This is a genomic window from Phocaeicola faecium (genome assembly GCF_014837055.1).
GTDB classification, from domain to species: Bacteria; Bacteroidota; Bacteroidia; order Bacteroidales; family Bacteroidaceae; genus Phocaeicola; species Phocaeicola gallinarum.
In genome coordinates this window covers 75835-99873 of the sequence record NZ_JACSPQ010000011.1, presented here as the reverse complement: position 1 = coordinate 99873, position 24039 = coordinate 75835, and the positions used below count along the sequence as shown (strand labels likewise).

The window sequence follows — 24039 nt, the reverse complement described above, 5'->3', positions numbered from 1 at the left end:
AATTGTTTTCGAGAATGTTTTTTCGTTTTTACGAGGAGGATAGCGGGCTATCTGACGAGTAAAAACGGGGAAACAGACCGGAAACAAACTCAAAAAGGGGCGGATAAAAATACTTAATCGGAAAATTAAAACAGGCTCTTATCAAAAAAATAGTTGTCGGAAACCCTTGAATGGTTGATTATTCTAACGATATTTTTATCTTTGCAAAAACTAATTCACCAAAACACCTACGCTTATGAAAAAGAATTTAGCCAAAATGCTGATAACGGCTGTTATCTGCGGAAGTTGTCTTACGGCATGTACCGGTTACACAGCCGAAGATTACGCGAGAGAGATGAAAGAACTTGCGGAAGAAACCATGCAGAATGCATCTTCATACACGGAAGAAGACTGGAAAGAGGTGGGCGAACGGTTCAAAGAAATCAACGCGAAAGGCAAAGGACTGCTCAACGAAATGACGGAAGAACAGCAAAAAGAGATAGAGAATCTCTCGGAAGAATTTGTCAACAAGGCAGCCGATTTCAATCATCAGGAATTTAAAGAAGAACTGAATAATCTGTTAGATAAGGCAGACAGCTTTATCGATGATGCTATCAAACAACTAAAAGAAGGAGAGGAAGAATAATAGTATGAAATATCTGATAATATCCGACATACACGGCTCGCTGCCGGCTTTGGAAAAAGCCCTGAAGTTTTACGACGAACAGCATTGCGACATGCTTTGCGTCTTGGGAGACATTTTGAATTACGGGCCGCGCAACCGGCTGCCGGAGGGACTGGACCCGAAGGGTATCGCTGCACGTCTGAACGCCATGGCAGACTCCGTTATCGCCATCCGGGGGAATTGCGACGCAGAGGTAGACCAGATGTTGCTCGATTTCCCGATTCTGTCGGATTATGCATTGGTGGTAGATGAAGGGAAACGCCTTTTCCTCACCCACGGACACGTGTATAACGAGGAGAAACAGCCGAGAGGCAAATTCGACTGCTTTGTTTACGGGCATACACATCTTTGGAAGGTAGAGCACCACGAGGGCGGAATCATCTGTAACACCGGCTCGATTACTTTCCCCAAAGGTGGAAACGAACCCACATTTGCCGTCTACGAAAGCGGCAAGATGTCGGTTTACAACCTCGATGGTATGCTGCTGAAAGAGTGTCGGCTCTGATGGGATGAAAGGCAGACATCCGTAAAAATATACCCGGAATTCCGTGACTGAACAGCCTTGACTTTTCACGAAATTCCGGGTAATTCATATCCTCTCAACGCATACGGATAAGTCTATCGACGCAAGCGTTAGTTTTCCTCGGTCTGTCGGCTTGCGTTACCTGACGCATCCGCATAAATTTCGGATGGCATTCCCGCAGAAACCATTACCTGTTTTCTTTACGACAGTTAGCTTATTTCGACTTCTTATAATCCGCCTCGATAGCCAGTGTAATCCAGTTTGCCAGTGCCTGACGGTTATCGGCTATCACCAACCGCTTTTGGTCTTGTGCATTCTGGATGTTTCCCACTTCCAAGAAAACCGCTACCGGAGCCGTTTTATTCAACACAAACAAATCACGCTCACTCACCGTTCCCCGGAAACCTCGGGTCGGCTGATGATAATCGTATTTTGCTTTAAAAGTCTGCCTGATTCCCTGAGCCAAACGCTTTCCGTATCGGCTGCCGTGAGCATAATAAAAATAAGTATCGGTTTGCTTTCCGCGTTCCCGGCTATCCACATGGATGAATACGGCACGTTTATAACGGCTTTTATCGCTATGATACAGGCGATTTATGGCATCGCAACGCTGTTGCAGGCGGGCAACCTGATTCAAGGGAATAGCCTTCCCCATACACGTTTCTCGCTTGCTGTTGTTTAAAACAGCTTGGTTGCGTATGCCGTCTTTCGCATCCTGAATGATAAAATGTACCTCCGCACCGCGTTTCAGCAACTCGCGTCCCAAGCGCAGGATGATGTCGTAAGCATACTCATCTTCGTGTAAATTATGCCCCTGATACCGCCCGATACATCCGGGGTCAGGACCTCCGTGACCACTTACCAAATAAAACGTCGCTCCCTTCAGCGAACTGGACGTTACAGAATAAGAAGCCAGCGCTTTACCAAACAGCGGCTCGTAATTCTCACGTTTCTTCTTACGGGGAAACGCCGGAAGCGCCATCAGGCAGCAAAGCAAAACAATCAAAAACCTTACCTTATTCATTTCAGCAGTTCATCTATTTTTTTACAAAGCGCGGCAAATTCTTCTTCGTTATACAGGCGTGTCATCATCACGATTTTCCCCTCTTTGTCAATTAACACGTTACGGGTGATGCCCGCCTTGCGGTCGGCATACAGTGCAAAAATATCTGCTCCGGGGTCGAGCCCCAACGGGTAAGTCACCTTCGTCTGTTCGGCAAAAGCCTTTACGCGCTCTAACGGTTCGTCACGGTCGATGCCGTACAGTGCAAACCCGTCGTTATCTTTATGTTTCTGCCAAATATCCCGCTCGATGAACGGCATCTCTTTGCGGCATACCCCGCACCAGCTTGCCGTAAATTGCAGCATCACCACCTTTCCACGCAGCGAAGAGAGTTTAACTTGCTGTCCGTCGGTAAGCGTCATTTCAAAGTCGGGAGCCGTGTCGCCCACTTTCACGATATACCCCGCAGCATCGGGGGTAACTTGTGCCTGAACCGTCATAGCGGCAAGCAGACAGCCGATAAAGGCTGCCAAAATCATACACTTCTTCATCATTTTTTCAGATATGGTTATTTATAATGCGTCAAAGTTAGAGAAAATCTATGGAAAAACCGCTGAAAATATGCAGATTTGAGGAAGGTTAATTTTTTTTGCGAAAACTCTATCTCAGACACACTTTTTAGAACAGTATCATTTCATTACTTTTTCGGGAGGGGATAGGGATAGAAAACAAATCATCCGGTACAGCCGAAAACTTCGTGGCAGGAATTATCCTGCGAGGTCTCCAGCCATACCGGATGAGAAAACAAATGTCTGTTAAGGAACGTTTCTTACCCTGCCATTAATTGCCGGCATTTTCTATGCGTGCCTCTTCTACGATTTCATCGGGCACTTTGTCGCAACGCACGTATTTGCTGACGTCGTTTTCGTTGTCTTTTGCCGTCCATATCATCGAACCGCTTTCCAACAAATCGGTCACGATGTATTCATGATTCCAGTCGCCGTTCCAATAATCGTATTCGCCGCTGATTACCGAACCCAGATAGGGGTCGTCTTCAATATCGAAACTGCCTGTAATGTAGCGGGCATACATGCTGTCGAATTTCTGATACATCTCGAAAGTCTGCTCGCGGCGGTTAAACACGACATAACAATAAACTCCTTCTGCCAAAGGTTGTCCGTTCCATTCTGCCAGTTGCCACGTTCCGTTCAGGTTGGCAGGCGTTACCTCCAGTGTAGGAACTACCGGCTCATCGTCATCGCTGCACGAAGAAAATCCGCACAACAGCGTAAGCAGAAACATTAATTTAAAAATATTCTTCATATCGTTTTATTCTTTATTTAAATTATCACTCGATACAGTTTTCACCGTTATTTTCAAAGTACGGTCGGAAGGTCGTCCGTCTACTCCCTCGACTACAACGGAAAACGTCAGGCTTGCTTTTCTGTTTGCAGGCAACATCGATTTCCGGATGCTGATTACAAGGTCTGCCTCACTGCCCGGATGAATCACTTCCGGCTCGGTATGAAAATCTGCAAACTCCGGAATCATCAAAGCCGACAGGCGCAACGGTTTCTCGCCGCTGTTGGCACAAAGAATACGTCCGGTCACCACCTCGCTTTCTTCCACCTCAAGGGTCAGTTGTTTTTGTTTCAGGCGCAATTTCCCCATAAAGTAAGGATACCTCCCCCACTCGTCTGCACCCGGTATCACATTGCCAATCAGCGTCAGCCGCGCAACGGGCGTTTCAGGTGAAAGCGAAAGATAAACAAACGCATTCGAATCGACCGTACCGGGATGGTTTTTCGGAAAATAGGTCAATGTTATTTCCCGCTGTCCGCCCGAAGGAATCACCCCTTTGGCATAACCGGCAGTCATACAACTACATGTGGTTTGTACCCGTACCAATTCAACCGCCTGACTGCCCATGTTCGTACAAACAAACTTCCGAACCACCGGTTCATCGTCTTCCGTCAAGGTTCCTACGCTTTGTACCGTTTCATCAAAACGGAGAATGGTTTCAGCGTTCTGCAACAACGGCGGATTAAGCAACGAGTCGATTTCGGCACGCGAACGGAAGCGGACATCCTGCGCTTGAGCTTTCAGTCCGCCTGCCGCGAAAACAGTAAAAATCAGTATGCAAGCAATGATTTTCATTTATACTTTCAAAAAATTACATCCATCCGCTGTCGTTTGCCTTATCGCGCACCGTAACCACGATGGTTTGTGAAGCGCCGTTACTTACCTGTACGGTTACCTGTGCCGCTCCCGTCTTGACACCGGTTACCGACATCATCGTTCCATTGACAGATACAGTTGCCACCGCCTCATCAGAAGAAGTACAAGTGTAAGTAAGGTTTTCACCATCCACAAAATAAGCAGCCAAGTCGATTGCCGACGAAGTTCCTTCTGCCACGTACATGTTGGGCACTTTCATGTCAGTACCTGCACCGGCGATGTTATTCAGCAACAAGCCGGCATCGATGATACCGCTACCCATCTTGTTTACATAATCGCCCAAGTTCATCTGAGTAGTCGAAGGCGATGCATACGTATGGTTACGGAAGTAGGTTTTAATCACACCACCGGCGTAATAACCGTTGACATCTCTGGTAGACTGTTTCAACAAATCTACAAATTCGGCAGCTTTGAAATGGCGACGCTGTTTCACCGCATACGACAATCCCAATGCTGCAACCCCCGACACATGAGGACATGCCATAGAAGTACCTTCCATGTACCCATAAGCGGGCTGTCCGTTCCGAATCAGTGTAGACAGTATAGAACCCATCGCCTTATTTGTTTCACCATCCTGCAAATCCGATCCGGGAGTCCAGTATTCGGTTTCATCCTCACCTATTTTTCCGTAATATTCCGTATCCCCACCCGGAGCAGACAGCGCAACAATCTCTCCGTAGTTAGAGAAGCTCGACGGAGTGTAATCGGCAGCCAACGCAGCAACGCTGACGCACTTCGAATAGGCTCCGGGGTATCCCGGAAGAGCGGCATACTCGTTTCCGGCAGCGAAAATGGCTACACCCCCGTCGATTACCCCGTTAGGCGAACCGGCATTGTTGATGAAATAATCCAGCGCTTCTTTTTCGAGCGGATAAAGTTCTGCCCATTCTTTTTCAGACGTAGGACCGGGAACATAACCATCTACCGCATTTGCAGCTCCGGAGTTATACCCCCAGCTACACTGCAAGATAACAGCTCCGTTATCGGCAGCATACTTGATGGCTTGTGCTTCTTTATCCAACGTTACTCCACCGCTTCCGGCAAAGACCTGACACGACATGATTTTCACACCCGGATGACTGCCATCGCCTCCCGCGATACCGCAAACGCCTTCACCGTTGCCGTTTACGGCAGCAATCGTTCCGGCTACGTGTGTACCGTGTCCGGTATCTTCTGCATCCGACCATGTAATGACACCCGAATCGGTCACAAAATTATAACCGTATTTATCATCTTTGTAGCCGTTACCGTCGGCATCTTTTCCGGCATATTCTTCTTCGCCTTCATTTATCCAGATGTTGTTCCGCAAGTCAGGATGCGTATTCATGACACCTTCATCAAGCACGGCTACGATAATAGACGGGTCGCCGGTACACAATTTCCAAGCATCAAAACAGTTTACATCACAATCGGCTATTGCCGGCGATTCAAACCCTCTGTCTAAATTGGCATTGGCAAAATCATAATCGCCCGTATTATTGTATCCCCACTGGCAGCTTAACCCCGGATCGTTGAAAGGAGCGTCACTGCCCGCACGGGTCAACGCTGTACGCTGTATGGCTGCCGTACTCATATAAATACGTTTCTGATTGATGTCGTAGGAACGTTTGATACGGCTGTTTGCCTGAATCTTTGAAATTTCGCCCAATTTGCGGAGGCGGTTAAATGCCTCCTGCAAATCGGTGTTTTCATCAAATTTCACCCGATACCACAAATGCAGACCTGCTTCACGGGTACGCTCCTCGTTCTTCTTATCAACCGGGAAAATACGTTCGAAAGAATATGCCCCCAAAATATCCAACACTTCATCGGTAGAGGGAATACCCGAACGGCTTGCTACTCCTCCGCTGCGCGAAACAACAGTGAACGTTTGGTCAAGTATATCCGTCATTTTCGGGTCGAACTTAATCAACAGTTCACCATCGGCTGCATCTTCCGGCACTGTTACCTCTTCACTGCCTGAAGGCACGGAAGGCTGGTCTACCCAATCTTCATCGGCACATGCAGATAAAGTCAATGCGAACAAGGCTGTATATAAAAATCTTTTCTTCATCATTAATTTCTAATATTTATTTTTTGTTGTTTGCTTTATTCACTGGCATCCTCATCTAAGGCTACATACCTGAAATAGTAAAGCGGATAAGCTACATTTTCATACGTACTCGGGTCGCTCATGTCCGGACGGTCTTTACCATAATAATAAGAATAATTAAAGTCGTATGGTGATATATTATCGAACCCTACGATAACCCCGTCGCTATTCTTTCCTTTTTCTTGCTGGTTTAACACCATGCTGCCCGGATTCCATTCTACGAAATACGGATGGAACATAATCCAATTAGGCATCGGACCGGTCAGGAAATTCAAGTTAATAGAGAACACACGTGCGAACGGAAGTACACGAGGTACATCTGTTCCGCGTACATTGCTTGACAGGGCATTCGTTATCGGCCGGTCATCAGACAATAACCACTGGCAGGTATCTTTCGAAATCTTATACTCCCAGTCTGTAGCCGCTGCTCCTCCTTCAAAGAAATCGCTTTCAGAATAATGAGCCTTCGCGCCGAGAGCCGCAACCATTTCTTCATCCGAAGGAAGTTCGCCTTCAATGTATCCGTACGACAAACCGAAAGAAGTCAAGTTATCCCACGACAGCAAGTCAATAAGTGCCTGCCGTTCGGGGTTAACCGTTCCTACCTTACCGATATTGATACACAACCCAAGCGGAACTCCATTATAAGTATTGTCGGAAGTTGCACTTAAATCAATAAAAGCATCCGAACGACGGCAGCCCGACAAATCAAGCATTTTCAAATTGGGGAAATTATCTTTGTTGATAACAGCCGTCAAATCAGCCAATGAAGCGAAGTTATTACTGCTCAGCACCAACGACTCCAGACTCTTCAGATTCTGAATATTTTCCGGCAAATCCACCAATCCATAAGAAGTGATATTCAGGTTTTTCAAATATATCAAATCGCAGATATCCTCACCAAAGTGCATTTCACGGCTCTGACGGTTCGTATTACTCTGTATATACAAACCTTCAAGATATTTCAGATAACGGATTTCACGCGGGAAATCTTCGCCTTCTTTGATATCGAATCCCATGAAATTAACCGAACGTACACGGCCTATCGCCGCTTCTTTATCCATTCCTTCGGGGAAATCGTCAGTACGCTCCCATAACGTTACACCATCCCAGTTACGCATGTTTTCACTCGGGTCATAAGATACCATCGACTGTATCTTTTCACAAATCATTATGATAGCCAATGAATCGCCGGCACGGTCGTCTGTAATCTTCGGTGCAGCTTCTTGAGTTACGGTCAACGTTACTTTTTCTATCGGGTTTCCGTCGTTATCCACCAACTGGTCTTCTTCCGGATGAAGCGGAACCAAGCTCACTTTCGCCACGCGCGTATACGCAATCGTATTCATATCCCAACGGAAACGCACTTTTACCGTACGCGGACGAGCCTTTCGGTCTAAATCAACCACAGGCGTATTGCTTCCTTCCAATTCTATCCAACCGGTCTTTTGCGAATTGGCTTCTTCTTCATCTTCGGCAGAAGGTTCTCCTTCGGCAAATGAATAATCAATATTATCCATGTCTATCTTAAGCTCCACATTCGTCGAGATGGTTACATCGAAATAGCGGTCATCATAGTTTGCCGAACTTTCAAGCTCCACTTCAGGGTCTTTAATCAAAATCTGTTTGCCGAAACCAAACTGAGTCACCGTCAATGTCTGAGGTTGCTGTCCCTGAGGAGCATACTTTATTTCGAGCGTACGCGAAGTATTCTCCAAAGTTGAATCGACCGACAATATACATTCAGCCGACCCGATTCCGTTGGCAGGGGAAACACTGACCCACGGTCCGGAAACACTGGACACCCAGCTGAGGTTAGAGGTAACCTGTACTCGTTCCGTTCCTCCTTCAGGTCCCATCGTAATTTCTGTCTTATCAAGCGTAAGCGCTTCCGACGTGCCGGGTTCGTCATCGTCTTTACATGAAACCACCAGTCCCATGCAAAGTATCAGTGCCCATGTTATGTTATTTATATATTTCATAAAAGTATCTGTTTTTATTCGAATAATATATCACAACCACGTATATCCTGTGTCTTGTCGTAGAACAAGTAATAAAGTCCCTGAGAGATAGCCGAACATACGCCAGACAAATCTATTGTAATATTCGGATTATCTGCGATATCCAAAACATAGATATAAGGAGTCATGACTTCTTCCACCTTGCGGATATCGTTCGAACCAATCTGGAACTGATACAGACTGGGGCAAGTGGTGATTCCTTCCGGCCATTCGCGCAAGCAGCGTTCGCCTTTGTCATCACGCTGATGGCGAATTGCAATCGCTCTCAGCTGAGAAACGTTCAACGGTTCGGTCGGGAATTTAGAGAAACTATTATAACTCAAATCAATGCCCTGCAAATAAGGAATCGTTGTAGCACGGAAATCGTCAGACAATTCAGTCAGTCTGTTGAAACGCAAATCAATGTTCTCTAACAGATGAGCTTTTTCTCCGGTAAGCGAACCCTTTGGAACTTTTGTCAACTTATTTCCGCTTATGTCTAATGTCTGGATAGGTGAACCGGCAGCAAACAATTCTTTGGGAAACTCTTCAATCAAATTGTTTGCCAGCGAAACCGTACTCGCATTGATACCTTTAAAAGCAGAACCATTTTGCACTTTCGTTATCTTATTGTGTGAGAAATCAACCGACCCCATCACATATACCGACTTCGCATCGAAAATATCGGGAACTTCTGTCAACAGATTATTCGAGAAATTGAACGTTTCCATTTCGTTGGTGAATCCACAAAAGTTCGCAGGAATCTCGGTTATCCGATTATTCTGAAGGTATACAGTTGCAAACTTAATATCTGTACCAAAGGCTGTTACTTTCTCCACCTGATTATCGGTCAAGTCGAGCAGTCCAAGTTTCTTCATATTGGTCAGCACGCCACCTTGTCCGTTGGCATCGGCACCTTCATCGGGGAATTCTTTCAGGTTGTTATATCCCATGTAAAGAATCTGAATCTTCGGACCGGTTATATCCGATTTAGCCAAAGCTGTCCAGTCGGCTTTCAACTGTTCTGCCTCAATACCCCGATTACATGCAATGTTCAGCAACTGGATTTCAGGCAACTGATACAAGAATGCAGGAAGTGTTTTTACATTCTGACAGTTGTATACCTCAACATCGGTCAGTTCTTTCATGTTGCTCCAGCTCAGCTTGCCTTCGTCTTCCTCTTGCTGGTATTGCTTCGCATATTCCGAGTTCGAATCTTCCCATTCGGTACAGAAGTTATCAACACCTCCCGGCACACAAGCTATCGGAGCATTTGCTATATAAAGCTGCTGAAGTTTGGTTAAGCGCATCACCGCTTTTGATATACCGTCCAAACGGCTGGTCGTTCCACCTATTTGAGTATCTTTCAATGATATACGGCTGCTCTTTACTATTTTTGATTGCTTCGGATCATTGTTGATAACATCTTGCAGCATCTCGGAAAGATTTTCGCGCACATCATATTTCAAGAACATTTCTTCATAATGATGACGCATTTTCTGCTTATGTTCTTCGCTCATACCCACCGTAATGCCTTCAGAGCTAAACAACTTGCCTCCTACTTTTTCATCGTGCGAACCAAGTGCCAAAATCTGAACTTCCGTAAGCTGACCGATGGCATCGGGAACAAATCCGCTTATACCGAAACCGGACAAAACCAAACCTGTTACACGCCCGTTATTACCCAGCGTCACTCCCGGCTGTTCTCCCCACAAATCTATATCTTTATTAAAGTTCCAATTTGTACCTTCAGGATATTCAGCACCGTAATAACTCCAGTTTTTACCGCCCATCTTATCCCAGATTTCTTTCAAAGCCTTGTAGTCTTTAATGTTTTCCGAGGTTTCAGAAAGCAGTATGGGAACAAAAGCATTTTCTGTCACTTCATTGTTTGACACAACAAAACTTTCTCCTTTTACAACCTGAGTTTCCAATTCCGTACGGCTCACACCACTTCTTGAGTAAGTAGTATAAGAAGTTACCTGATAAGTTCCGGCAGGAAGCCATACCAGCGAATCGCAGGAAGCCTTACCTACTTCTTTATAATGGTCGTCAGGATTATCAGTTCCTACAGACTCTTCGTAATCGGTTTCATACGTTACTTTCATTTTCTCGAAAGTAGTTACCTCACGTGTAAACATGTTTTTTACCGTTACATCTATCTCTGCGATGGCATTGAACAGATAACCTTCTTCCGTTGCACGTGAAAGCACTTGCTTCTCTAATTGAAACTTCACCATACCGCGAGATACGGCATCTACAGAAAGCTCTTGTACATATAATCCGCCGCTTACCACAGTGAAATCGCTATTATCTCCGGAGCCCCCCGCATAAAGTTGCTCGTCTACTGCATCATACAGATAATAGCCCACTACCTTATAAGCTCCTGCCACCAATTGAAGTTTATCACTGCGGAGACCAAATTCCGCATTTTCATCATTGTAGCTATTCAGAAGCAAGGTCTGCGATACGGTAGTGCCATCGTGAAGCAACACCACCTGTATTTTTTTCGCATCCGCCAGCTTGTCCAGTTTGTCCGTCATCGCACGCGAAGCGGGTTCTTCTGTTTCGGGCGCAGACTCAAAAGAGCTTTTGGTCAGCTTGAACTGTACGTAACCGTAACCGCTCTGTGCCAAATCTTCGTCATCGTCCGAACAACTTGTCACCGCTACCATCGCCAGCATACTGACGAGGAGCGATAAAAAGTATTTGGAATATAATTTATATATGTTCATCTCAATTTTGTGTTTTAAGAAACAATATTATTACTCAGCCGGAGTACCTACGATTAAACCGTATTTAACCCCCGAATTGTCCGTTATTACCATGAATACAACATCGTGTTCAACGAAAGCGCCACCAATCCATATATTGATGACAGAACCATCGCCATTTACATCCGTTATCTCATCTGTGAGTGATATCGGACTTTCAGTTGCAAAATCATAGCAATCCCATGAAGCAATCGTTTTACCTAAGGTACTCAACGCAACATCCAAACTGCCAGTTGGTTTTTCTACCTGCCAGATGCTTTCAACACCATAATTCTGCTTAAACCAGTCAAGACTTGGACCTGCATATTCCGTACATGCCACAGAAGAAGCCGTAGAAGCATTTGTTATAGAGAATACGCCTTCAGAAGGTTCTTCGCTACCGCCTTCTTCTACATTCGACAAATGTATAATAACCATTGCTTTTCTCGGAGTTCCGGCTTCCACCCATTCTGTTACAACAAAGAAGATATCTTTTTTACCAACAATAGAAGCATCAACTCCCACATAATTTCCCGACAGTTCAAAACCTCCTACTTCAACAGGCTCTTCCGTTGATAAATCATACGCCTCAATGTTTACTCCTTCAAAAGCAAACGTAATCAATGTATTCATTGCAGGCTTGTTGATTTCAGTAACAGACTGTACGCCGTAAGTTGACTGATAATGACTAAGATTTTCTCCGGTATATGCTACGAAATCGATAACAGTAGAACCGTCGCCGCTCGTCACACTATTAACCAACTGTTCGCCGGTAGTTGTTTCCTGTTCTTTCTGGGTAATCTGAATCAACAGATTGCTCTGCTGGTAAGCATATTTAATATCTCCGTTTTCTACAATATTTGCTTCCAGATTTTCTTTTATGCTTTCATATTCCGCACGCGAGAAAGCCAAGACATAACCCGTTCTTTCTTCTGCCGGAACTCCTGCATACTGAGGCTCGTTTTCATCAACACGCAAAGAGATATCACCTTTTTCTCCTTCACAATGCAACCACAACATAGACGGATCAATCAGAGAAATATTTTTCGTGCCGGAAACATCTTCCCATTCTTCCAAATAAACAAACTCATAATCATCGTTCAGCACCTTAACCGTAAAGGGAATTCTGTTAGTATAAGTACTGCCGCCTCCGGAAGTTCCTTGTCCGCCTTCTTGAGCAAAGCTCTTTCCGTCCATCGAAACCGTCCAACCGTATCTGTTGGCAGAAGGAGCTGTTACATCAATATCCATCGGGTCCATACCCGCATAAATCAGCGGGAATGAGAAAGAAGCCTTTCCGTCTTCTGCACTGAACACAATCATCTTGTTATCTGTTGCGGCTACCGGATATTTTTCAACCGTTCCGTCTTGAATCACTCTCAATCCGCCTGCTACTTCCTGATTAGAAACCCCAACCAGCGAACCACCTTCTACTTCCACCCAATTGGGAGTTCCGGTTACGGCAAAATGGAAGTTTGCCTTCACTTTAAAGGGTTCAAAATCATCGTATCCTACGGTAAGAGCTTCCAGTTCGTTACCTTCCATATCATAGATTTTCAGCTCGCTGCCTTTAGCCGAACGGGTCACCTCACCGATAACAATGGTTTGCGAACCCATAGTCAACTCTAATTTCGCTACGCTTGCCTCATCCACGGTAGCAGCTTCGTCTGTTACACGGATAGTGATGTTCTGTGTACCTGCCTTTCCTGACAATACGAACGATTCAACATCGTCTTTCACGAACTTACACCACAGTTCGGTTGAAGCCAAGCTCCAATTAGTATTCGCCTCAAAAGTAAACTCCTTTGTTTCTCCGGCGTTACAGCTTATGGTTTGCAATTCCGGAAAAACCGGAGCTACCGAGTTCTCGTCATCGTCTGAACATGCTGTAAGGCTACATGCTGCAACCAAACCAACCAACAGACATCCCTTATACAACATCTTCTTGCAAGTATTTGCAACTGGTATCAAATCGAGATGTTTCATACTTTTTATTCTATTTTTATTTGTGTGTTTTAATATCCTTGTTCTCTTAAATCTTCGGCTTCGCCTTCGCTAATCCATTCCAAAATGTTCACATACGTACCCACTGTACCATAGATCGAACCGTCATCATTATACACATTAAGCGTAACATACTGAAGAACAAAATCTTCGCAGGTACTGTAATAAGATACGTAAGCCGTAGGCTGGCTTATCATCAAATCTCCATTGCCATGTATGTTACCCAAAAAGGCATCGGCTGTGGTAGCCAGCAACTGTTCGTCCATCTCAACCAGCGGTTCCAAAGCGTCGTCTGTATTAAATTTCAGTTTGATATCGTAACCGTCGTAATACAGGTCATGAAGTACAATCGTGTTTTCTTCATCCTCCGCAACATCGGTAGTAATCAAACGCATGGTAGTAGTCCCGGTCCAGTTGTCGCTCGTAAAGAAAGTCGAAGTAACCACGCAGTTTCCCGCAAAGTTATTGATGTCAAACGGACAGACTTTCTGAAGCACCACTTTCGCTTCCGTACCATACAAGTCCCACTTATCTTCATCGGGAATAACCAGTCTCAAGGCAAAACCCAGCGAGTCTGTATTCGCGATATTTTCATAGATACCCTGAACTTTTACATCCGTAGCCAGTTCGCCCGCTTTTATCGTTACGGTATTCGACAGCAGATTATAATGTTTGCCTTCCACCGCATTGCTTTCTTGGTCGATAATTTCCACAGCAAGCGTACGGTCATAATCGGCAGCCCGTGTAGCCGAGACAGGAATATTAAACACCTCGCCCGACTCTTTTACGCCGTAATGATACAGCGTGTCGGAAAACATAAGATAATTGGGTCCGCTATAATTCACTCTGTTCGGTTCGCATCCCGAAAAGATCATTGCCACGACTACTGCCGCGATAGCTCCTATAAATATTTTCTTCATCACCATAATGTTTTTTATTTATTACTTTCATTAGGTTCAATCTGCGAGCCCGGAGCTTCAATCTCATGCTGCGGTATCGGCCATACGAACATCGGGTCGTCGGCTGCCACTTTCAGACTGCTGCCGTTATCCAGCGACTGGTCTTGCGGCGTGCGCTCGAAACCTTTGTGCCAACGCTTCAGGTCGTGCAGGCGGAAACCTTCCATATAAAGTTCTTTTACTCGCTCTTCTTCGATGACATCCATTGCCGTTTCAGCATTCAAGGATACTGCTCCACCTGCCGAATAGCGTGCACTGTGAAGTTCGGTTATATCCTCGCTTGCTCCTCCGTAATTGCCTTGCTGGGCACGCGCCTCGGCACGAATCAGATATTGCTCTGACAGACGGAACACTTTCGGCATACACACATGGTAGATGTTATACGCCTGAAATTCTTCGTTACCAAAATACTTTTGAAGTAACGGCCACATCAAACCGTATGCCGTAGTATACGACTGGAAGATATCTGTATAACGCAAATCAGAGGCAGCATACAGACCTAAAACCCACTGAGCCGGCACGTAGTCGGGACGCACGTTCGACTGGTCGAAATTGAAAAATACCCGTCCCAACGCACCGCCATACGAGCTGACGGTAAACGAAATTTTCCAGATAGCTTCTGTACTGTGATCGTTCGTCCACATGTATTTATAATAGCTCACGCCCGATGATATCTGCTGGTTACAGCTTGACAGCATGTAGTAATCGCTGTCGATAACCTTTCCGGCGTATTCTTCCGCCTCTTTCCAGTTTTTCATGTAAAGAGCTACACGAGCGCGCAAGGCGTAAACCGTATATTCGTTGAAATATACCGTGTCATACAAAGAGCCGTCGACAGAAGGATTGAAGTCTTCTTCCAGCTGAAGGAGGTCTTCTGCACGGTCGAGGTCGTCAATAATAAACTGGTAAGATTCTTGCAGTGTGGCGCGTTTCATCGGCTCTTGGTTATCGTAATGTTCGTTTATCACCACGCCCAACTGATTGGCTGCATCTTCTTCGCTTTCGTATGCTTTACAGAACAGCTTTACCAGCTCAGAGTATGCCAGCGCACGTGCGAAATAGGCTTCGCCGCAATATTGGTCCAAGCGGTCAAGGTCATCATCGTCCGTAGTTTTCGCCCGAACCGCCTCTACATGGTCAAGCAAGAAATTACAGCGGTTAACCACCGTATACAGAGCCGCATACACATCTTCGATATCTGTATTGGTAGGTTTGATGTCGTTCCAACGCCAAATATCTCCATAAACATTCGTATTTCCCGTTACGCCGTATACCAAGTCGGTCTGAATATCCGGCAGCAAAGTCAGATTGCCGGAATACAGCGCACCATCTTTGAACGCAGCATAGATTCCCATCACCAACTGGTTCACATCGTCAGGGGTATTGACCGCCTTATCTGCTTCTATCGCATTATCCGGATACTTGTCTAAGCAAGAAGTGAAGGACAATGCCATCGCAGCCAACACCGCATATAATTGTATTTTTTTAATCATCATCTTTCTCTATACATTTATATATATTAGAATGAAACTTCTACGCCGAAGGTAAACTGGCGTGAAGGAGGATATACTCCCAAATATACGTTTCCGGAATATTCGGGGTCGAAACCCGTAAAGCCTGTAAACGTCAGCAGGTTTTGTCCTTGTACATATACCCGTGCCGCTGTAAAGAATTTGCTCTTTTCCAACCACAAGCGGGGCAATGAATACGACAGCGTGACGTTTTTCAGACGCAGGAATGAGGTATTCTCCAAGAAACGGTCGTCCAACTGGGCTATTTCTCCGTAACGGGGGATGTCTGTCACGTCGCCCGGCTTCTTCCATCCATCGTACAACAGGCGTTTCGACTGGTTGTAACCGGAGAATCCGCCGTTATTTTCTTCAAAGTAACGGTCGTTGTTCATCACCCAGCGGTCGGCAAGCCAACTGAATTGTGCCGACAGCGACAAGCCTTTCCATGAGAATGTGGTTCCGAAACCTCCCATCCACGGAGCATCGAAGGTTTTTCCGGTCATCACGCGGTCTTCTTCACGGAACTCGTTAGTCAGCTCACCGTCTTTCGTGTACCACAACTGTTCGCCGTTTGCCGGATTCACACCAGCATAACGGTTCAAGAAAAACTCATTAATAGGACGTCCTACCTCGTAACGGATACCCGTAGTAGAGTTTACATACTCATCTACACCGTTATAAAGTTCTTTCAGTTCATTCTTGTTATAAGAGATATTTGCATTCAGATTCCAAGTAAAGTCGTTAAGACGAAGCACATCGGCATTTGCACTGATTTCCACACCGCGGTTTGCCATCACACCGATGTTTTCCCAACGTACACCCTCGCCTGTAATGGCATACGACTCAGGCACTTCCATCAACATGTCAGTCGTCCGCTTATTATACAGCTCGATATCCACATTGATGCGGTCGATGAATCCCAAATGGAAAGCCAGATTGGTAGCCCATGTGGTTTCCCAACTCAAATCGGGGTTGCTGCTCTGCGCCGGATAGATACCTGCCTCATCGTTATAACTCGGACCTCCCGCCACTAAAGCCAAATGGTAGTAATCGCTCGGCAACAAAGAGTTACCCGTAGTACCGGAACTTAACGCAATCTGCGCATTGGTCAGCCATTCTACATCTTTCAAGAACTTTTCGTTTTTGATGTTCCACATCAAACCAACCGACCAGAAACCTCCCCAGCGGTTGTTTTTACCGAAACGCGAAGAAGCATCTGCACGCACCGAGAAATCGGCATAATATAAATCTTTGTAGTTATATTCGGCGCGGGCGAAGAACGACAGATAAGCGTACGACGTAGCCGAGTTCATCCATGACGATGCACGCACACCCGAAGACAGGTCGGTAAGCAAATCGTTCGTCTGCCCCTCTGTATAAACTTGGAATCCTTCGGTATCGTAGTTCACTGCTTCCTGACCCAACATGAAGTTGAAAGCATGGTCTTCTTTATAAGTCCAGCGGTAATTGGCAGTAGTAGTTTCCGTGAGGTTCATCGTGTCATACGAACTGCGTCCTGCCGAGCCCAGTCCGGCATTCAGAATATAACTTGGGAACGACTGTGAAGAACCCGTAGAATGAGAGAAGTCCGCACCAAACTGCGCACGGATGGTAAGGTTCTCAATCGGAGTAATTTCAGCATATACCGTAGAAAGCACTTTGTATTTCTTGTTGGTCACCGGATTGTTCGCCAACCACTCCAGCGGGTTCTGCCCCGTACCCTTCCAAGTACCGTCGGTCTGCGAAGCGATGGAACCGTCTTCGTTATACGCATTCCAATAAGGAAGCATCAGGCGGCAGGCGAAAATCGGACTCGACAGACTGGGTGAACCTTCTACTGTCTGCTCTATTTCCTCATAGGCGGCCATCGTGTTGGTTCCTAACTTCAGCCAGTTGCTTGCCTTAACTTCGGCATTGGCACGGATGTTATAACGACGGAATGAAGACCCCGGTGCGATACCGTCTTGGTCATAGAAACTTCCTGACACGTAATAATTCATTTTATCCGTAGCACGGTTAACAGATAGTTCGTAGTTCTGGAGCGGAGCATTGTCTTTAAAGATGGCATCCATCCAGTTTACGTCTACCTGCGAAAGCAAGTCGTAATCCTGCCCGTTATCCAAACCAACCAATTTCTCGAATTCGATGCGTTCGGCGGTATTCATCATGTTCCATTCCGTACGCGCCAACTGCGACGTACCGTACTGCGCACGCAAAGTAACCTTCGCCTTGTCCATCGACAAGCCTCGTTTCGTAGTGATAACCACTACCCCGTTAGCAGCACGCGCACCGTAAATAGAAGTAGACGAAGCGTCTTTTAACACAGATACCGACTCAATATCGCCCGGGCTGATGGTATTGAAATCCGAGCTTTCGATGGGCACACCGTCTAAGATAAACAGCGGCGCCGTACCCGAATTGATAGAGTTCGTACCACGGATTTTGAAAACAGCCGCCTTGCTCGGCTCACCGGAAACAGAAACCACCGACAAACCGGCAGCCTGTCCCTGCAACGCTTGGTCGAAGCTCGGTGCCGGCACATTTTCCATCTTCTCAGCCTTTACCGACGAAACCGAACCGGCAATCGTACCTTTCTTTCGTACGCCGTAAGCCACCACCACCACTTCATTCATGATTTGTGAATCATCTTCCAGCGCCACGTTCAACACTCCGGTACGCGCATTCACCCGAAACTCTTGCGAGCGCATACCGATATACGAAAATACCAAGTCGGCATCTCCTCCTTGAATTTTCAACTCATAGTTACCATCGATGTCGGTAACCACACCGTTCGTTGTTCCTTTTTGCATAATAGATACGCCAATCAGCGGCTCATTGTCTGCTTTAGAAACCACCGTTCCTTTCACGACAAACTGAGCAAAAGCCGATTGAATACCCAACATGACAAAAAAGACCAACCAAAGACATAATCTTCTCATCTCTTTGTCCGTAAAAATATATTAGTGAATAAAAAAATCAAAAGAATCCAACCAATTCTTTTTAACACCATAAAAAGAAAGGTTGCCAGAGCAAACTTTACGAATAAATATGACTAAAAGGATCGCGTGATTTTACATTACGCAAAACCATGTCTAAATTAAAAAATGTTCTATTTACAATAACAAAGTTAATCATCAGTTAGGATTTATTTTTAAACGAGCGCAAAAATACGATTTTATTTTATTTTCCTTTTGTATATTTTATTCATTAACACATAATAAAAACAAAATTTATAATTTTTAGCTTATAAAAAGCAACAAGTTCAGCTTAAAGGAAAACATTTTTTTCAAAACAAACAGATTTTTACGTATTTCACTCGCATATTTATGCAACCCGTTCAATCTCCGAAGCCTCCTTACATCCCTGTTTTTCCGACCAATTTCCCCCCTCCAAACGCTACCGTTAGAACGGTTGCTTTCTACCGCTTGTGTCATCTAACTTGTACGCATGTTTTCACTAAAACATGCGGTAGCGTTTGGGGAAAGAAAAAAACAAATAAATCAAGACTGAAAAACAACATTCCGTCCTTCTCCATTACAACGGGAAACGACTTCTTTTATCTAAAAAATATTTACTTTTCAACTTCATAATTTCGATATTAAATTATCAATTCGCTTCAAATTTTTCACAAAAAACAGGAGACAAACAGATTAAGAGCCTGTTTAAACTTTGATTGAAGTGACTCCTTTAACTTTCAATTATTCCGCTGAAAAAGCTTGATTTCTAAAAAGAATGTTTATCTTTGCAACGTTTTGTTCCGTACAGGCTTCCCAAGCGAGGCCGCGGATGAAAAGGGAATCGGGTGAAAGTCCCGGACAGTCCCGCTGCTGTGAGCTCCATGAAAAGAGGTTTGCTTATCTACTTCTTCAGCCACTGCCCTGAACTTGTTTTTAGAGGGTGGGAAGGCAAAGCAAACCGGAGTAAGTCAGAAGACCTGCAAAACAAAAGCCGTGCTTGCGCTTCTCGAGGAAAGAAGAACAAGGTCATGCAACGTTATACATTTATATTATATTCGTTTTTATGAGCATCAAGCATCCCCGTAGTACAGGCGTGTGCATCGTCGCAGCCGTATCGGTGCTGGCAGTTGTTTCCGTCGAAGCTCAGACGGTGGCGACCGACAGCATGACTACACGTGTTCACGATATTCCGAGCGTAACGGTGAGCGCGCGGCGCACGCCCCCTGCCCTTACGTCTGCCTCTCCGCTGCAAGTAATGGGAAAGGCGGAAATGGAACGGCTCGGAGTGTACGAAGTGGCAGACGCCGTGCGTCATTTTTCGGGAGTAAGCGTGAAAGATTACGGGGGGATAGGCGGACTGAAAACAATCTCTGTACGAAGCATGGGAGCGCAGCATACGGGGGTTATCTATGACGGAGTGAGCGTGAGCGACTGCCAGTCGGGACAAATAGACATATCGCGTTTCTCGCTTGACAATGTGTCGCAACTGACGATGACCATCGGACAGACGGACGATATTTATCAAACGGCACGCGCGTTTGCTTCGGCAGGCGTTCTCAGCATACAGACGGCACGCCCGGACTTCAAAGACCGCCCTTACCATGTATATGCCAATCTGAAAGCCGGCTCGTTCGGAATGGTGAACCCTTCGGTGTTGTACAGCCGGCAACTAACCCGAAAAACGGCACTGAGCGTATATGGCGACTTCCTGCGGGCAGACGGGAATTACCCGTTTGAGATGTGGAACGGAAACCACTTGATAGACAGCAAGCGGAATAACAGCGACATCCGTACTTACCGGGCGGAAGCCACGCTTTACACGGCTTTTACTCCCCGGCAGGATTTACAGGTAAAGGCTTATCTGTTCGACTCGGAACGCGGACTTCCGGGAGGGGTAATCTATGATAATCCATACGCAGCCGAACGTCTCTCCGACAAGAACTATTTCGGACAGTTCCGTTACGAGAACCGTTTCAGCGACCGCATAAAGCTGCAAGCCCTCGGAAAGTTCAATTACAGTTGGAACAAGGATTATAACAACGAGGCGTCGGGCATTACCGACGACCGTTACCGACAGACGGAGACTTACGTGTCGGCAACGCTGTGGGCAGAACCGGTAGAACACTTTTCGCTCTCCGTGGCACAGGATTTTGCTTATAATTACCTGCATACCACACTCGACCAGTGTCAGTTTCCGCAACGTTACACCCTGCTTACCGCCGTCGCTGCCCGCTATGAGCATCGGAAGTTCTCGGCTACGGCATCGCTGCTGAACACGTTTATCACCGAAGATGTGCGGATTGGTACGGCGGCTGATGACCGCAAACGCTTGTCTCCTGCCTTCAGCCTCTCTTGGAAACCATTTGAAAATGCCGGTCTGAGGGTCAGAGCTTCGTACAAAGACATCTTCCGAACCCCTACGTTTAACGACTTATATTATTTGGTTATCGGAAACACGGGATTGCGCCCCGAAACCACCAAGCAGGGAAACTTCGGTGTAACGTGGAGCCAGTCCGGTTTCGCCTGCTTCGATTTCCTCAGCCTCTCGGCAGACGCTTATTATAATAAGGTAGCCGACAAGATAGTAGCCGTGCCCACGATGTTTGTATGGCGGATGATGAACGTAGGCAAGGTGGAAACCATCGGGGTGGATGTCAATCTGTCTGCCGAATACAGCCTCAACGAGCGTTTCAAGTGGTATCTCACGGGAAATTATAATTTCATGCAGGCTGAAGATGTAACCGACCGCAACTCGAAAACATGGCGCAACCAGATTATTTATACGCCCCGCCATTCGGGAAGCGGAAACCTTACACTGGAAACACCGTGGGTAAACGTATCGTATAACCTAACGTATGCCTCGGAACGTTATACGCTGGCGCAGAATCTGCCGGAGTATCGCATTGCTCCTTATACCGACCACGGCATTTCGCTGTCGCACACATTTACGTGGAAACATCACCGCCTGCGCATACAGGCTGATGCCCTCAATCTTTCGAACAAGAACTATGAGATAATCCGTTTCTACCCCATGCCGGGACGAAACTACAAAATCTCTATTAATTACTATTTATAAACTAAAAGACCATGAACGTAATGAAAAAGAACTGGCTTTACTTGGCTTTCACCACTTTGCCTCTGGCTGCCGCACTGACGGCTTGTGATAATAACGACGACCCGACGCCTGTCCCTAATCCGGAACCGACTACCACCCTCGGCGCTTACATTGTCAATACGGGAAATTATAATGCAAACAACGGCTCCATACAATGGTATGATTTAACTACCCAAAGCACCGGCAATGACCTCTATGCCGCACAAAACGGACAAGGCATCGGAGACTTGCAGGATTTATGTGTATACGGGTCTAAACTTTATGCTATTTCTGCTACTTCCTCTAAAATAGAAATCCTTGAGCACAACGGGAAACTGATAAAACGTCTGCCAATGACTACTGCTGCCGACCAGCCCATGCAGCCGCGTTATGCCACAGCGGGCGATGGTTGTGTTTTCTTTACGGCTTACGACGGAACAGTGAACAAGCTCGATACGCTGACTCAAGCCGTTACGGGAAGCGTAGCCGTAGGTGCATATCCCGAAGCATTGACTTATGCCGACGGAAAACTTTTTGTCAACATCTCCAACTATAGCAAAGGAAACCAAGTGGCAGTGGTTGATGCGGCATCAATGACCAAACTGCAAGACATTACGGTAAAGCTAAATCCTTATACGCAGTGCATCACTGGAAACGACGGATACGTGTATGTAGTATCCAACGGAAATTATGCCGGTTCTGCATCAGTTCCCGAAGACCAATGGGTGTACCAGACCCTGCAACGCATCAACCCCAACACGTATGCGGTAGACAGCATCTGCAACGCTACATACATTGCCAACAAGGGAGACAAAATGTATATCCTTTATTCGGAATACTATCTTCCGGAAACAAAAAAATGTTTTGTTTATGACCTGAAAACAAACACCTCAACCACTTTGCCGATAGACCTTAACGACTTTACCAGTCCGGGCTTTATCGCAGTAGACCCTATCACGGAAGACATTTACATCGGCGACCAAGTATGGGGAGCTTTGAACACAGTTCATGTATACAGCAAAGACGGACAGGCAAAAACTCAGTTTGAAACCGGCATGTATACTACCAACATGCGTTTCGTAGCCGAATAAACCGAAGCGTATGAACCGAATTTTACTATCTGCCTATATAGTAACCATAGTCTTGCTTTGCTCTGCCTGCGGCGGAGGGAGCAAGACTTCTTCCGTTACAGCGGGAGGCGATACCTTGAAGCTGCGGTATGCCGAGAATCTGCGCATCGTAAATTACTCCGAATACACCGTGGCGGAAGTGCGTAACCCGTGGGACACACTGAAAACACTGCATACTTACATACTGACCGACAAGACGAAGCCTGTGCCCGAATCAGTACCGGAAGGCACTGTTGTGCGCGTGCCGTTGGAAAGGACATTGGTTTACTCGGTAGTCCACGGAAGTCTGCTTAACGAGTTGGGTGCGCTCGACAACATACGCGGCGTGTGCAACTCGGAGTATTTCAAACTGCCTGAAGTACAGGAACGTTGCCGCGAGGGTATCATCACCGACTGCGGAAACAGCATGAGTCCCGATATCGAACGCATCATCGAACTGAACCCCGACGGCATCCTGCTTTCGCCTTTCGAAAATAACGGAGGCTACGGACGAGTGGGGAAACTCAACATCCCCATCATCGAATGTGCCGATTACATGGAAACTTCGCCCTTAGGACGTGCGGAATGGATGCGCTTTTACGGAATGCTGACCGGAAAAGAGGCGAAGGCGGATTCGCTTTTCACGGCGGTAGAACGGGAGTATCTGAATGTGAAACGTCGGGCGGCGCAAGCCCAAAAGCATCCTACCGTGTTGAGCGATCTGCGCTACGGCTCGGCATGGTACATCGCGGGCGGAAACAGCACCACCGGAAAACTGTATGCCGATGCGGGTGCAAACTATATCTTCGCCGATTTACAGAACAGCGGTTCGGTTCCGCTGGCGTTTGAAGCGGTGTTCGACAAGGGAGGGGATGCCGACTACTGGTTTATCAAGTATAATCAAAAAACAGACAAAACATATCGGGAGCTGAAACAAGACTATGCCCCCTACGCTCGCTTCAAGGCTTTCAAAGAACGGCGTATCTACGGATGTAACACCGGGAGAATCCCGTATTATGAAGAATCGCCCTTCCACCCCGAAGAATTACTGAAAGATATTGTGAAAATACTGCATCCCGACTTATTGGAAGGTTACGAACCGAAATATTTTAGTAATTTAGCCACCGATTGA

At 46.2% G+C, this 24039-nt stretch carries 16 protein-coding genes and 1 riboswitch; of the genes, 5 read left to right on the top strand and 11 right to left on the bottom strand.

The window, feature by feature from the left end; all coding sequences use genetic code 11:
- Positions 1 to 235: 235 nt before the first annotated feature.
- Together H9626_RS10460 and yfcE are read left to right on the top strand one after the other, a co-directional pair.
- Positions 236 to 625, top strand: a complete 390-nt coding sequence (locus tag H9626_RS10460) for a DUF6565 domain-containing protein (protein WP_191710470.1) — start codon at positions 236 to 238, stop codon at positions 623 to 625.
- Positions 626 to 629: 4 nt separating this feature from the next.
- On the top strand, positions 630 to 1169 hold the full coding sequence (gene yfcE / locus H9626_RS10455; RefSeq protein WP_191710469.1) for a phosphodiesterase: 540 nt from the start codon (positions 630 to 632) through the stop codon (positions 1167 to 1169).
- Positions 1170 to 1401: 232 nt separating this feature from the next.
- Here the strand turns inward: yfcE and H9626_RS10450 are convergent, their stop codons facing one another.
- From H9626_RS10450 to H9626_RS10400, 11 genes are all read right to left on the bottom strand, one after another.
- A complete protein-coding gene (locus H9626_RS10450; RefSeq protein WP_191710468.1) occupies positions 1402 to 2211 on the bottom strand; it encodes an N-acetylmuramoyl-L-alanine amidase family protein in 810 nt (269 codons plus the stop codon).
- Positions 2208 to 2741 carry a peroxiredoxin family protein gene (locus H9626_RS10445; protein WP_191710485.1) on the bottom strand — a complete coding sequence of 178 codons (534 nt, stop codon included), beginning with the start codon at positions 2739 to 2741 and terminating at the stop codon, positions 2208 to 2210. Before H9626_RS10445 ends, H9626_RS10450 begins: the two co-directional genes overlap by 4 nt.
- 289 nt (positions 2742 to 3030) lie before the next feature.
- A complete protein-coding gene (locus H9626_RS10440) occupies positions 3031 to 3513 on the bottom strand; it encodes a lipocalin family protein (protein WP_191710467.1) in 483 nt (160 codons plus the stop codon).
- A gap of 6 nt (positions 3514 to 3519) precedes the next feature.
- Positions 3520 to 4347 carry a DUF1573 domain-containing protein gene (locus tag H9626_RS10435; RefSeq protein WP_191710466.1) on the bottom strand — a complete coding sequence of 276 codons (828 nt, stop codon included), beginning with the start codon at positions 4345 to 4347 and terminating at the stop codon, positions 3520 to 3522.
- 16 nt (positions 4348 to 4363) lie between these two features.
- Complete coding sequence (locus H9626_RS10430) at positions 4364 to 6481, bottom strand: S8 family serine peptidase (RefSeq protein ID WP_191710484.1); 2118 nt, start codon at positions 6479 to 6481, stop codon at positions 4364 to 4366.
- Between the two features lie 35 nt (positions 6482 to 6516).
- A complete protein-coding gene (locus H9626_RS10425) occupies positions 6517 to 8502 on the bottom strand; it encodes a hypothetical protein (protein WP_191710465.1) in 1986 nt (661 codons plus the stop codon).
- A 14-nt stretch (positions 8503 to 8516) separates the two neighbouring features.
- Positions 8517 to 11255, bottom strand: coding sequence for a DUF4458 domain-containing protein (locus tag H9626_RS10420; RefSeq protein WP_191710464.1), 2739 nt, complete (start codon positions 11253 to 11255; stop codon positions 8517 to 8519).
- Positions 11256 to 11285: 30 nt separating this feature from the next.
- Entirely contained in the window at positions 11286 to 13259 is a 1974-nt protein-coding gene (locus H9626_RS10415) for a DUF8476 domain-containing protein (RefSeq protein ID WP_191710463.1), read from the bottom strand.
- A 29-nt stretch (positions 13260 to 13288) separates the two neighbouring features.
- Positions 13289 to 14197 carry a DUF4984 domain-containing protein gene (locus tag H9626_RS10410; RefSeq protein WP_191710462.1) on the bottom strand — a complete coding sequence of 303 codons (909 nt, stop codon included), beginning with the start codon at positions 14195 to 14197 and terminating at the stop codon, positions 13289 to 13291.
- A 14-nt stretch (positions 14198 to 14211) separates the two neighbouring features.
- Entirely contained in the window at positions 14212 to 15729 is a 1518-nt protein-coding gene (locus H9626_RS10405) for a RagB/SusD family nutrient uptake outer membrane protein (RefSeq protein WP_191710483.1), read from the bottom strand.
- 26 nt (positions 15730 to 15755) lie between these two features.
- On the bottom strand, positions 15756 to 18686 hold the full coding sequence (locus H9626_RS10400) for a SusC/RagA family TonB-linked outer membrane protein (RefSeq protein WP_191710461.1): 2931 nt from the start codon (positions 18684 to 18686) through the stop codon (positions 15756 to 15758).
- A 796-nt stretch (positions 18687 to 19482) separates the two neighbouring features.
- Positions 19483 to 19703, top strand: a riboswitch (cobalamin riboswitch).
- Between the two features lie 64 nt (positions 19704 to 19767).
- Here H9626_RS10400 and H9626_RS10395 point away from each other — a divergent pair.
- From H9626_RS10395 to H9626_RS10385, 3 genes are read left to right on the top strand one after another with little or no spacing between them, the layout of a single operon-like run.
- On the top strand, positions 19768 to 21780 hold the full coding sequence (locus H9626_RS10395) for a TonB-dependent receptor plug domain-containing protein (RefSeq protein WP_191710460.1): 2013 nt from the start codon (positions 19768 to 19770) through the stop codon (positions 21778 to 21780).
- Between the two features lie 11 nt (positions 21781 to 21791).
- Positions 21792 to 22889, top strand: coding sequence for a YncE family protein (locus H9626_RS10390; protein WP_225230959.1), 1098 nt, complete (start codon positions 21792 to 21794; stop codon positions 22887 to 22889).
- A gap of 10 nt (positions 22890 to 22899) precedes the next feature.
- The gene (locus H9626_RS10385; protein WP_191710459.1) at positions 22900 to 24039 is read left to right on the top strand and encodes an ABC transporter substrate-binding protein; all 1140 of its coding nucleotides are present in this window, start codon (positions 22900 to 22902) and stop codon (positions 24037 to 24039) included.